Here is a 12247-nt window from a genome sequence, read left to right as displayed (position 1 = left end):
GCCCCTCCCCTCCCGATCTGCTTAACGGCGCGGGGCTCGATGTAAAGCCTGCGCCGCCGCGCTCCCGATCGCGCACGAGCTTGGCGGCAGCGCCGCGAGGATGAGCGCGCTCGGCGCGGGCGGCGCCCGCCCGGGCAGGCCGAAGAGGCCCGCGAAGAGCGAGGGGCCCGCGTAGGCGATCAGGAACCCGACGGCGACGCCGCCCCAGAAGTCCTCGATCGCGAGGACGGGCTGCACGTCCTTCTTCCGCGCGAGCAGGACGACCGCCATGGCGACAAGGACGAGCGACACGGCCAGGCTGACGCCGGCCTCCGCGTCGAGCGGCGCGCCGCCGCCCCGCGCGGCGAACCAGCCCCCGACGCCGCCGGCGACGGCGCCGCAGATCATGCTCCCGAGCGACGCGCTCACCTTGAGGACGTGCTCGATCGTGTCGAGGTTGCTCGCGCCGTCGATCTCGTACTCGACCTCGATGAGCAGCCGGTACGAGGCGGCGCGGAACCACAGCGCGCGCCGCGATCGCACGGTGAAGCTCCGCGCCGTCGAGTTCCCGGCCTGGAGCACCGCAGGGGGGTCCGGCGACCGCAGCGACCGGAGGGCGCTGCGGAAGGCGCCGGCGTCGTCGCCGAAGGGCCCCGGGGTCGCGGCGCTCGGATCCACCTCGTCGTCGTCGCCGTCCCACGCGCGGGCCGCCCGCGCGTGGCCGCGGAAGCCGGCGCCGCTGTCGGCGGGCCTCTCGAGCGCCGCGAGGGCCGCCGCGCCCCCCGCGCCCCGGAGATCGCGCGCGATCGCGGGCGCGCCCGGCGCGGCGGCGGGCCCGGGCGCGCGACGTCGCAGCAGCCGCCCGACGGCGCGGCGCAGGCGCGCGCCGAGGGAGTCGCGGCCCGGCGCGAACGCATGCGCGGCGCCCTCGAGGTCGGCGAGCCGGTCCTCGAGCTGGCGGATCCGCTGCTCCGTCCATCGCCTGTCGACGTCGACGAGCTCGGCGGGCAGCGCGGTGCTCACGCGGCGCAGCGCGAGCGGCGCCTCGAACGGGTTCTGCACCGTGACGAAGACGGAGAATTCCTGCCCGGCGACGAGCCCGTCCGTCGACGTCGACACCGAGGTCCGGATGGCTCCTCTGAACGGCTTTGCTGGCCCTGGTGCCGCCATGAGGTGGTTGGATGAGCGCACCTCGGACGGCGTGCCGCGCCCCGCGATCGGCGCGACGCCGGACCACGTCACCTCGTCGGGCTGTAGCGCGGGCGCGCGGCCGCGAGCGCGCGCCGGGCGGGCGCGCCGATCCGGGGCAGCCGCGGCGCGGGCCTGGGGTCCGCGTGCTAGAGCTCCCGCGCAGGGGGGTCGTTCATGGGGGACAGGTGCCTCGCGATAAAGCACCACCTGCGCGTCGAGCCCGCCGACGACGAGACCGTCTTCCTCGTCGGCGAGCGGGAGCGGTTCATGCTCCGCGGTCGGGTCTACCGCCTCCTCGGGCCGCTGCTCGACGGGCGCCGGACCGAGGCCGAGCTCGTCGCGGCGCTCTCCGGCGCGGCGTCCGCCGCCGAGGTCCGCTATGCGCTGGGCCGGCTGGAGGAACGCGGCTACCTCGACGAGCCCGCGCCCGCGCCGGAGCGCGCGGGGTTCTGGCAGGCGCTCGGCGAGCGCGCCGGGCGCGCGGCCGAGCGGCTGGCCGCGGCGCCTGTCTCGGTGATCGCGGTCGGGGGAGACGATCCGCGCGCGCCCGGCGCGCTCGCCGGCCCGCTCCGCGACGCGCTCTGCGGCGCGCTCTCGGCGGCGGGCGTCGCGGTGGGGGACGAGCCCGCGCTGGTCGTCGTGCTGACCGGCGACTACCTGGCCGCCGAGCTCGACGCGTGGAACCGGCGCGCGCTCCGCGAGGCGGTGCGCTGGGTGCCTGTCAAGCCCGGCGGGGTGGAGCCCTGGATCGGGCCCGTGTTCCGGCCCGGCGCGGGGCCTTGCTGGGCGTGCCTGGCGCACCGCCTGCGGCACAACCGCCCTGTCGAGGCCTACCTGGAGCGGCGCCTCGGCCTCGCCGGGCCGCTGCTACCGCCCCTCGTGGGCCTGCCCGCCGGCCGCGCCGCGGCGCTCGACCTGACGGCCGTCCTCGTGGCCCGGTGGATCGCCGCCGGCGGGGCCGGCCTTCTCGACGACCGGCTGATCTCGCTCGACCTCGCCGCCGCGCGGACCGCGGAGCACGTCGTGGCGCGGCGCCCCCAGTGCCCCGCCTGCGGCGATCCGGAGGGCGCGCGGGCGCGCGCGGCCGCGCCTGTGCGGCTCGAGCGGCGTCCGAAGCGGTTCACGGACGACGGCGGGCACCGGATCGCCTCTCCTGAAGAGACCCTGGCGCGCGCCCTGCACCTGGTCAGCCCGATCAGCGGCATCGTCGCCAGCCTCGGGCCCGTGGAAGGGCGCGATCACCCGCTCCGGCCGGTGTACGGGGCCACGTACCGCGTCTGTCCCGCGGCGGGCTCGCCCTCGTTCGACGACTTCCACCGCGCGAGCGGCGGCAAGGGCAGGACGCCCGCGCAGGCGCGCGCCGCCGCGCTGGGCGAGGCGGTCGAGCGTCACAGCGCCGTCTTCCAGGGCGACGAGCCGCTGATCCGCGCGCGGCGCGCCGAGCTCGGGGCCGCCGCGATCCATCCGCACGATCTGCAGAACTTCAGCGAGGCGCAGTACCGCGGCCGGCGGGCCGCGAGCGCCGCCGCGGAGGACCCGCGCCGGGCCGTCCCGCTCCCCTTCGACGAGGACGCGGCGATCGACTGGGCGCCGGCGTGGTCGCTGACGCGCGACGAGCGGCGCTTCCTGCCGGCCGCCTCCTGTTATCTCCACGTCCCGGTGCCCCCGGAAGAGCGGTTCGCCTCGCTGAGCCCGAGCGGCTACGCGGCGGGCAACTGCCTCGAGGAGGCGATCCTGCAAGGCTTCCTGGAGCTCGTGGAGCGGGATGCGGTCGCGCTCTGGTGGTACAACCGCGCGGCGCGGCCCGCGGTCGATCTGCGCAGCTTCGAGGAGCCCTATTTCGAGGCGCTGGCGGCGCACTATCGCTCGCTCGGCCGGCGCCTCTGGGTGCTGGACGCCACGACCGACCTGCGCATCCCGGCGTTCATCGCTGTGGCGCGGGCGGCGGACACGGGCCGGCTCACGCTGGGCTTCGGCTGCCACCTCGAGGCCCGGCTCGGGGTGCAGCGGGCGCTGACGGAGCTGAACCAGCTCTTCGATCCGCGCGATCGCGCGCGCGCCGCGTGGCAGGAGGTCGTCTCCGGCGACGTGTCGTACGTGCAGCCGGCCGAGGGGGCCTCGCCGCGGCGGCGCGTCGATTACGAGAGCGCGCCGAGCGACGATCTCCGCGACGATGTCCGCGCGTGCGTCGAGCGCGCCGCCTGCGCCGGGCTGGAGACGGTGGTGCTCGACCAGACGCGCCCTGACACAGGGCTCTCGGCGGTGAAGGTGGTTGTCCCCGGGCTGCGGCACATCTGGCCTCGCTTCGGCCCAGGGCGCCTGTACGACGTCCCGGTCCGCCTGGGCTGGCTGCCCCGGCCGACGCGGGAGGAGGATCTCAACCCGGTGCCCCTCGTCCTGTGACGGCGGGGCACGAGGAGACGAGAGAGAAAGGAGCGCGCATGCGCGACGGGCACCGCATTCTCGACGCGGATCGCCATGTGATCGAGCCGCTCGATCTCTGGCGCACCTACATGGATCCCGAGCATCGCGCTCACGCGCCGCGCTACGCGTACGTCGGCGAGGGCGATCTGGCGGATCGCGTGGCGTGTGCAGGCCCGGGCGGATGGCTGCCGCTCCCGCCGCAGCCGGTGGTGGACGGGCGCCCTCTCTTTCGCCGGCTGAGCGCGCGGGCCTCTCGCGAGCTCGCCCAGGCGGCCAGCCGGCGGCACCGCCAGGGCAGCCCGATCGAGCGGCCCGAGGCGCAGATCGAGGACATGGACCGGGAGGGCATCGACGTGGCCTTTCTGTATCCCACGGTCGGGCTCTACCTGGTGGGCCTGTCCCCGCTGGATCCTCCGCTCGGGACGGCGTTCGCGCGGGCTTACAATGGGTGGTTGCGGGACTTCTGCGCTCACGATCCCGCCCGGCTCCGGGGCGTCGGCCTGATGAGCCTTCATGATCCAGGCGCGATGGTGATCGAGCTCGCGCGGGCGGCGGCGCTCGGCTTCGGGGCTGTCGTGATCCGGCCCAACCCGGTCGGCGGCCGGACGCTGGGCGATCCCGCCTACGAGCCCTTCTGGTCGGAGTGCGAGCGGCGCTCCATCGCTGTGGCGGTACACGAGGGCACGCACGCCTACCTGCCGGCGGCCGGCGCGGATCGCTTCCACACCCGCTTCGCCCTGCACGCGTGCTCGCACCCGATGGAGCAGATGATGGCGCTGCTCGCCTTGATCGAGGGCGGCGTGCTCGAGCGCCACCCGGGCCTGCGGGTCGCCTTTCTGGAGGCCGGCTGCGGCTGGCTGCCCTACTGGCTCTGGCGCCTCGACGAGGTCGAGTACCGCCACCTGGCCGGCGAGGTCGAGCCGCACGTACGGCGAGCGCCGTCCGCGTACTTCCGCCGTCAGTGCTTCGTCGGTCTCGAGCCCGACGAGCCGTACCTGGCCGAGGTCGTCCCGCGCATCGGAGAGGACAACCTGCTCTTCGGCACCGACTACCCGCACCTGGACCACGACGCCGGCATGGTGGGGCAGGCGCTCGCGCTCCGCGGCAGGCTGCCGGGCGAGGTCGTTCGCAAGCTGCTCTGGGACAACCCTGCTCGATTTTACGGGATCGACGGCTGAGTCAGCAGCAGATTGGCGGCAGCTTGTCAGGATCACCGAGCTCGGCCAGCGCGACAGCCCGCTCGGCCAGATCCGGCGGTGGTGGAAGGTAGAGCGTGATCTCAGCCTTTGGCAGGTTCCATCTTCCGTGCCGGCTGTCCCAGCCCCAGGCGCCGCCGCCCTCCGCCGGGGGCGCTTGCGGCGACTCGCGGATGTTCAGATCGAGGTTCTGCGGAAGCTCATAGTCACAGAACGCCCTGAAGAACCGCCTTGGATCGCTCCTCAGCAGTTCGAGCTTCGCCCGGTCTTCCCACGCCAGAGCGATAGCGCGCAGGCAGGCAGACTCGAACGCTTGCAGCCTGTCCGCCAGCGATGCCCCCTCGCGCGCAGGCGCGCGCTCCCCGGGGTCGAGGAGGGAGGTGCGACGAGGCTCTTCGTAGGTACCTTCACATTCCGGCGCATGGAGCTCGCGCGCCGCAAATTCGTCCTTGAACATGACGCCTCTCTTCTCGGGCGTCGCCATGGCGCCCACCCGTACTCCATGGAGCTGCGGTCGCGGCGCCGTAAGGCTCGGTCTCGCCGCATCACGCGCGGCGGGGATCACCGGCGTGCGCTCGAAGCAGCCCCCGGGCCTCCGCGAGCTCGGGCATCCCGGCGTACTCGGCTGGCCAGCGATCGAGCTCGCTCAGCAGCACGAGCGCCTCGTCGTCCCTGCGTTGCTCCAGCAGCGTGCGGCAGAGCGCGAGCGCCGAGCGGAGCTCGGGCAGCCGTGCCCCCTGCGCGCGGGCGTGCACGATCGCCTGGCGCAGGCACGCCTCGCCTTCTGGCGCGCGCCGGTCGCAGGCCAGCACGGAGGCGGCCTTGAGGCGGTAGAGCTCAGGAACGTAGTACACCTCCCCCATCCGCTCGGCGGTACGCAAACAGTCATCGAGCCGTTCGATGGCCGCACCGTGCTCCGCGCGCTCGGCCATCAGCTCCGCCTCTAGGGACGGGTAGTACGTCATGCCCAGAAGGAGGCCGGTGCTGCGGAGCGCGTCCACGTGCTCCGTCAGCCGCTCCATATCTCTCTCCGCCCAGCAGCAAAAAGTCCAGCAATAGTCCTTGAACCAGAGCCTCTCCCGGTCCACGAGCGCCGCGAGCTCACGGCTTTCCTCGGCGAGATCCGCGCGCATCCGGCAACCGTGGTAAACCATGAGCCTGTAGAGCTGCGCCATCCCGACGCTGGTGAAGTGCTGCAGTCGATGAGCCCACGCCGCAGCAGCCTCCCCGCACGCGAGCGCCTCTCTCGGGTAGCCCATCAGGCAGAGCACGACCGAGAGCGTGATCTCGGCGTAGACCCTTGCATCCAATCCGTAGACGAACACCTGTCCGCCGTGCGCCTCGGGGTTATACAGCGCGAGGACGCGCTCGAGGTGCGCACGAGCTTCCGGGAGCTTTCCCTCGATCCACAGGCATTGTCCAAGCAAAGGCAGCGACCAGACGAGCTGACCTGTATCCCCGGATCGCTCTGCCGTCACGACGAGCCGCTCCGCCACGGCCCGCGCCTCGCGGCGGGGGCTGCGCACGTGGTGGTAAACGAACATCGCCCCCAGCGTCGCCGTCGTCAGCGGGCTCTCTCCCAGCGACTCGTTCAGCTCCTCGCAGCGCCTCACTGCCGCGACGAGCTCCGGGGCCATGTATCCTCGTCGGTCCAGCAGCGCCAGGATGAGCAGGTTGTTGAGCCGCAGCTCGGTCATGGCCCGCTCCCTGTCGTCCGGGAGCGCCGACAGCCAGCCCAGCGCGCTGTGGACATGCGTGACGGCCTCCGTCTCGTCGGCGCGCCCGGCCGGCCGCTGGAGCGCGCGCTCGGCCGCGCGCTCCGCATACGCGATCGCCTGCCGCATCTGCCCCGCGGACGCGTGGTGCCACGCCAGGAGCTCCGGACGCGCCTCGGCGATCTCCGGAAAGCGCTCCTCGATCGCCCTCGCGCTCCGCGCGTGCGCCTGCTTCCGCGTGCGCCGCGGCAGCGACTCGTACGCCGCGTCCCGGAGCAGCGCGTGCCTGAACATGTACGCCACGCTCCGCGCCCTGTGCCTTGTGTGAAGCAGATCCGCCGCGATCAGCTTCTCGACATCCTCCCTCACCGCCTCCTCCCCGAGCGGGCTCACCGCGCCGAGCACCTCCTCGCTGAACTCCCGGCCGAGCACCGCCGCGACCTGCGCTGTCTCCTTGGCCCGCCCCAGCCGGTCGAGGCGGGCCATGAGCAGCCCTCGCAACGTCGTGGGAATGGCGATCTCCGACAGCGCCTCTGCCGCGACGTAGCGATCGCCCTCCCCCCGCAGCGCCCCCGACTCCAGCACCATCCGCGTCAGCTCCTCGACGAAGAGCGGCACGCCGTCGGCCCGGCGCACGATCTGCTCCACCACCGCGCCGGGCAGCGCCCTCCCGCCCCCGATCCCCGCGGCCATCGCCTCCACGTGCGCGCGCTCCAGGCGGCCGAGCTGGATCTGGAGCGTCCCCGACGTCGGCCAGGGCGGCACGAACTCCGGCCGCGCCGTCATCAGCGCCAGCACCCGGGCCGACGAGATCTCCGAGACGAGCGCGCCAAGCCACTCGATCGTCGCGGGATCGGCCCAGTGCAGATCCTCCACCACGAGCAGCACGGGACGCTTCTCCGCCTTCTCGAACAGCAGGGACAGCAACGTCGCAAATGTCCGCTCCTTCTGTCGCGGAGGCGGGTCCGTGAGCGGGGCGTAGCGCTCCCCGAGCGGGATGGATAACAGCGCCGCGAGCACCGGCACCGCGTCCGCCAGATCGAACGGATACCTCGAGAGGAGCCCCTCGAGCCGATCCAGCCTGCTCCGCGAGGTGTCGCCGACGTCCGGCTCCAGGTGCCGCTCGAGCAGATCGACGATCGGGTGGAGCGCGCTGTGCCGGCGGTCGTTCACGCAGCGACACTCCAGCCAGTCGCGCGGCTCCGGGCTCAGCCTGCGGAAGAGCTCCAGCGCGAGCCGCGACTTGCCGATCCCCGGCCCGCCCGTCACGAGCACGCTCTGCCCCGCGCCCTTGCGGATCTGCCCCCAGCGCTGGATCAGGAGGTCGAGCTCCTGCTCCCTGCCGAACATCGGCGCCGCCGCTTCGCCAGGGCCGGGCCGCTCCGGCGCCTCGCGGGGGAGCTCCTCGCGCACCCGGTAGACAGGGACCGGGCGCGCGCTCCCGAGGCTCACCCGCAGCTCGGTCTCCTCGAGCGCGAAGGCGCCGCGGAGGAGCTGGTGCGTATCGCCGCTGGCCACGACGGCGCCCGGGGCCGCGAGCGCGCCGAGCCGCGCCGCTGTCTGCAGCGTCGTCCCGAGGTGCTGGATGCGCTGCGGCCCCTCGCGCGCGACCACGACGCCTGTGTGGATGCCCGCGCGGACGTCGAGCGCCACCCCGCGCCCCGCGTCCAGGCGGGCGCTCCGCACGCGCATCCTCGCCGCGATCTCCAGCGCCGCGCGCGCGGCGCGCCGGGCGTCGTCCTCCTGGGCCACCGGCAGGCCGAAGTGCAGCAGCACCTGGTCGCCGAGCGCGCCCGCGAGGCGCCCGCGGTGCCGGCGCGCGACATCGGCGCAGAGCTCCTGCATCTCGCCGAAGAGCTCGTCGACCTCCTCGACATCCATCGCCGCGATCCCCGGCCCCGTGGCGCTCACGACGCAGCACACAGCCGTGAGCGGCCGCCGCTCGGCCTCCTTCGGGCGCGCCGCCGTCGCGTCGAGCTCCGCCGGCGGCACGAGCGTCCCGGGCCACGCCGCGTCCTCGCCCGTCGCGCCAGCGAGCGACGATCCGGGCACCCGCGGCGCCGCGGCCCACGACGACCACGGCACCTCCGCTGTCGCCTCGATCTCGCTCCGAGCGGGCTCCGTCGCTGCTCCTGCGTCGTCCGGGCGGAGCGGCGCGGCGGGCCGGATCAGGTCCTCGCGGCGCAGCTCGTCGGCGCTGCAGGCCTCGAGCTCGCGCAGCAGGCTCTCGGCCGTCACCGAGCGCGCCCCGAGGTCTTCGAGGATCGTCCGCCGCAGGAGCCCCCCGAGCGGGTGCCCGAGGAGCGCCGGCGGGATCCGTACCGGCGGGGGGTGCGCCGGCCGCAGCGCCCCGACCGGCGCCGCAGCGCCCGTCGCCGCGGGCCTGCCGGTGAGGCACTCGAGGAACACGAGCCCCCAGGCATACAGATCCGATCGCGCCGTCGGCGGGAACCCGCGGCGCTGCTCTGGCGCCGCGTAGAGCGCCTCGACCCCGGCGGGCGGCTCGTCCCCGCCCTCCCGCGCGCCCGCGGCGGCCGCGCCGATGCCGAAGTCGAGCACCAGCGCGCTCCGCTGCGCCCCCGTGGGGACGATCATGACGGCGCCCGGCCGCAGATCCCCGTGCACCACGCCCCGGCCGTGCGCGCAGCTCAGCGCGTCGAGGACCTGCAGCATGAGGTGCCGCGCCTCGCGCGGCTCCAGCGCGCCCTCGGCCGCCAGCAGCTCGGCCAGGCGCTGCCCTGCCACGAGCTCGAAGACGGCGTAGAGCTGCCCCGCGTCCGTCTGCCCCGAGTCGATGAGCGGCACGATGTTGGGGTGGTGGAGCTGCGCGCAGAAGCGCATCTCCCGCCGGAACCGCGCGCCGCGCCGCCGCGCCGCGCCCGCAGAGCCGCCGTCCCGGCCCAGGCGCAGGACCTTGATGGCGACCGGCTGCCCGGTGGCGAGCTGCCGTCCCTCGTAGATCGCGGCGAGGTCTTCCTTGCACAGCAGGGAGAGGATCTCGTAGCGACCCTGGAGCACGCTCTCTGGAGCGACGGCCTCGGCGCTCATCGTGCCCCCCAGCGTCGGCGGCGCGACCCGCGGCGCCTCCGGGCGGCCGGTCGCCTCGCCGAGGAGCTCGATCCGGGCTCCAGGGCCGACCCGACGCGCCCGCGGCGAAGCGCACGGCTCATCGTCGCTTTGTAATGTCGCCGCGCGCTCGTGATGAGCTGGCGACGCGTCGCCGGCTTACACGCGGACGACCGCGCCGCCCCACGTGAGGCCGCCGCCGAGCGCGCACAGCAGCACGCGGTGCCCGGGCTGGATGCGGCCGTCGCGGAGCCCCTCGTCGAGCGCCATGGCGACCGACCCGGCGCTGGCGCCGGCCGCGTCGAGCGCGCCGAACACGCGCTGCGTCGGGCACCCGAGGCGCTCGGCGAGGAGCCCGGCGAGGTGGGCGTCGGCGTGGTGCGGGATCACCCAGTCGAGATCCGCCGGCGTGAGCCCCGCGGCCTCGATCGCCGCGAGCGCCTGCACGCCGAGGCGCTCCTCGACGGCGCGCCGCAGCTCGGCGTGGTTCACGCGCAGCGCGTGCCGCCTGTCGGCGAGCCGCTCCTGGGTGAGCGGCTCCGCCGAGCCGCCGCCGGGCACCTGGAGCACGTCGGCCTTCTTCCCGTCGGCGCGGAGGCTGACGCTCAGGATCCCGCGCCCGTCGCCGGCCGCCGGCCCGACAACGACTGCGCCGGCGCCGTCGCCGAAGAGCGCGGCCGCGGCGCGGTCGCGCGGATCCACGCGGCGCGAGAGCAGGTCCGCGCCGATCACGAGGACGTGCCGCAGGGTCCCCGCCGTGACGAACTGGTTCGCCACCGAGAGCCCGTAGAGGAAGCCCGTCAGCGAGGCGGAGAGGTCGAACGACGGGATGAGCTCCGCGCCGAGCTTCTGCTGCACGTACACGGCCGTCGCGGGCATCGGCGCGTCGCCGCTCGATGTGGCGAGGATGATCATCCCGAGGTCGCGCGGCCCGAGGCCGGCCGCGTCGAGGGCCGCCCTCGCCGCCCTCGCCGCCAGGTCGCTCGTCGTCTCGCCGGCCGCGGCGCGGCGCCGCCCGCGGCCCGCGCTCGCCTCGCTCGGGGCGCCGTCCGCCGGCGGCGCGTCGCTCGGCGCTGCATTCTCCTGGGCGGCGGGCAGGGCGCGGCCTGTCCCGAGGAGGCACGCGCGGGGATTTCTGGCATCGGACGTCATTGGGAGCGCAGCCTACAACAAGGGCTGCGCGTTGAGACGGGCGATCGCCTGCCGCCGTTCGGTCCACGGAATGCTTGAGTCGGGGGCGCGCTCCGGTACATAAAGCGCCGCGATGGCTACGAGCTCCGAAGACAAGGACCGCCTCGACGACGACGCGCCGGCCGACGAGGCTGGCGCGCAGGACACCCCGACGGAGGAGGACGGCGGGAGCCGGGCCGCTTCCCGTGAGGACGCAGCGGCGCCCGCCAAGGCTTCGCGGCCGGCGAAGCAGGCCGGAGCCGCCAGGCGCCCGGCGGGCAAGAAGGCCGGCGCGCGGCCCCGCGCGGCCGCGCAGCCGCAGGGCGGGTCGCTCGGCAAGAGCATGATCCTGTTCCTGATCATCATTGGCGGCCTGGCCGCGGCGTTCGCCTATTTCGGGCGCGAGCCCGCGCCGGGTACCGCCGGGCCCAAGTGGAAGCCCGGGGACAAGGCCCAGGTCGAGGTCACCCTCGTGTCCTCGGACATCAAGGATCTCGCCTGCTGGTCCTCCGAGGAGATCAGCGGGCGCCACTGCGCGTTCGAGTCGCCGACCAAGGGCTGGTCGAAGGGCGATGCGGACGACAAGAAGCTGCTCCGCCCTTACACCACGACCGATCGCGTGCAGTTCCTCGGCGCCGGCCTCTGGAGCGAGCCCGCCCTCACTGGCAAGCTGCCGTCCGCGCGGTTCGCGGTGAAGTGCACCTACACCGTCGAAGGCAAGATGAAGAGGCCGGGCATCCGCTGGTCCAGCGAGGGCGCATGGCTCGACAGGGCGGATGACTGGTACACGGGGGTCTTGTCCGACTGCAAGCTCATCACACCCTGATGTGGCATGCGCCGCGCGCCCCTGCTGGCGCGGGCCGTCGCGCTGCGCGCAGCGGGCTCTGCGATGACGCCCGCTGCACGCGACGCGTCGCGCTCCATGCCCCTCGTGTGGCCGTGACCCTCCGTGGTAGTGTCATGCTTGGTTTGGAGGTGCTCATGCCCTGTCATCGGGTGATCGCGTTGGTGTCGCTGGCTGCATGGTTCGCCGTCGCTGGGTGTGAAGCGGATCCGGGCACCGTGGACCTTCTGCCGACCTACGTCACCACGACGAGCGCTGCCGGCGGGGGCGCGGGCGGGGAGCCCGGGACGACCACCAGCGTCGTCACGACCACCAGCTCCAGCGGCGAGGGGGGCGCTGGCGGCGTGGCGTGCACGTGCGAGGCCGGGCTCTCGTGCTGTGGCCCGACCTGCGTGAACCTGGCCAACGATCCGCACAACTGCGGCGAGTGCGGCACGACCTGCGCTCCGGACCGGACCTGCATCCAGGGCGAGTGCAAGGACCCGTGCTCCGAGGGGTTCGGCTGCGAAGAGGGCATCTGCTGCGGCGAGGGGGCGTGCTGCATCGGCAGCACGATCTGCTGCGACTACGGCACCAGCGCGGACGCGCCGAGCGTGAGCTGTCAGGATCCGGTGAACGGGACCTGCCCCGTCGCCTGCAGCGGCTGCTAGCGCCGACGCCCC

The 12247-nt window shown here is 74.3% G+C and carries 8 protein-coding genes; 4 read left to right on the top strand and 4 right to left on the bottom strand.

Features of this window, described 5'->3' with window-relative positions; genetic code table 11:
* Positions 1–21: 21 nt before the first annotated feature.
* Complete coding sequence (locus WMF42_RS12465; protein ID WP_437692025.1) at positions 22–1221, bottom strand: hypothetical protein; 1200 nt, start codon at positions 1219–1221, stop codon at positions 22–24.
* Between the two features lie 123 nt (positions 1222–1344).
* Between WMF42_RS12465 and WMF42_RS12460 the strand changes: the two genes are divergently transcribed.
* Positions 1345–3573 carry a TOMM precursor leader peptide-binding protein gene (locus WMF42_RS12460; RefSeq protein ID WP_437692023.1) on the top strand — a complete coding sequence of 743 codons (2229 nt, stop codon included), beginning with the start codon at positions 1345–1347 and terminating at the stop codon, positions 3571–3573.
* Between the two features lie 38 nt (positions 3574–3611).
* A complete protein-coding gene (locus tag WMF42_RS12455; protein WP_437692021.1) occupies positions 3612–4772 on the top strand; it encodes an amidohydrolase family protein in 1161 nt (386 codons plus the stop codon).
* 1 nt (position 4773) lies between these two features.
* On the opposite strand, the gene WMF42_RS12450 is transcribed toward WMF42_RS12455, so the two are convergent.
* The 3 genes from WMF42_RS12450 to WMF42_RS12440 form a co-directional block, all read right to left on the bottom strand.
* Positions 4774–5247, bottom strand: coding sequence for a BMA_0021/BMA_0022 family TOMM bacteriocin (locus WMF42_RS12450; protein WP_061606442.1), 474 nt, complete (start codon positions 5245–5247; stop codon positions 4774–4776).
* An 88-nt stretch (positions 5248–5335) separates the two neighbouring features.
* A complete protein-coding gene (locus WMF42_RS12445; RefSeq protein WP_437692019.1) occupies positions 5336–9553 on the bottom strand; it encodes a TOMM system kinase/cyclase fusion protein in 4218 nt (1405 codons plus the stop codon).
* Between the two features lie 177 nt (positions 9554–9730).
* Positions 9731–10723: a 3-oxoacyl-ACP synthase III family protein gene (locus tag WMF42_RS12440; RefSeq protein WP_437692017.1), complete on the bottom strand. Its 993-nt coding sequence runs from the start codon at positions 10721–10723 to the stop codon at positions 9731–9733.
* A 112-nt stretch (positions 10724–10835) separates the two neighbouring features.
* Between WMF42_RS12440 and WMF42_RS12435 the strand changes: the two genes are divergently transcribed.
* Entirely contained in the window at positions 10836–11567 is a 732-nt protein-coding gene (locus WMF42_RS12435; protein ID WP_061612312.1) for a hypothetical protein, read from the top strand.
* Between the two features lie 155 nt (positions 11568–11722).
* Entirely contained in the window at positions 11723–12235 is a 513-nt protein-coding gene (locus WMF42_RS12430) for a hypothetical protein (RefSeq protein ID WP_233562508.1), read from the top strand.
* Positions 12236–12247 lie beyond the last annotated feature (12 nt).

This window comes from Sorangium sp. So ce176, from assembly GCF_051519835.1.
Classification (GTDB): domain Bacteria; phylum Myxococcota_A; class Polyangia; order Polyangiales; family Polyangiaceae; genus Sorangium; species Sorangium cellulosum_G.
Note: the sequence above shows the minus strand (reverse complement) of the source record. Positions and strands in the feature narration are given on the sequence as shown.

Bases quoted from the DNA above. Each gene is read 5' to 3' on its own strand.
- WMF42_RS12460 (WP_437692023.1), top strand. From the start codon at position 1,345: ATGGGGGACAGGTGCCTCGCGATAAAGCACCACCTGCGCGTCGAGCCC.
- WMF42_RS12455 (WP_437692021.1), top strand. From the start codon at position 3,612: ATGCGCGACGGGCACCGCATTCTCGACGCGGATCGCCATGTGATCGAG.
- WMF42_RS12450 (WP_061606442.1), bottom strand. From the start codon at position 5,247: ATGTTCAAGGACGAATTTGCGGCGCGCGAGCTCCATGCGCCGGAATGT.
- WMF42_RS12445 (WP_437692019.1), bottom strand. From the start codon at position 9,553: ATGAGCGCCGAGGCCGTCGCTCCAGAGAGCGTGCTCCAGGGTCGCTAC.
- WMF42_RS12440 (WP_437692017.1), bottom strand. From the start codon at position 10,723: ATGACGTCCGATGCCAGAAATCCCCGCGCGTGCCTCCTCGGGACAGGC.
- WMF42_RS12435 (WP_061612312.1), top strand. From the start codon at position 10,836: ATGGCTACGAGCTCCGAAGACAAGGACCGCCTCGACGACGACGCGCCG.
- WMF42_RS12430 (WP_233562508.1), top strand. From the start codon at position 11,723: ATGCCCTGTCATCGGGTGATCGCGTTGGTGTCGCTGGCTGCATGGTTC.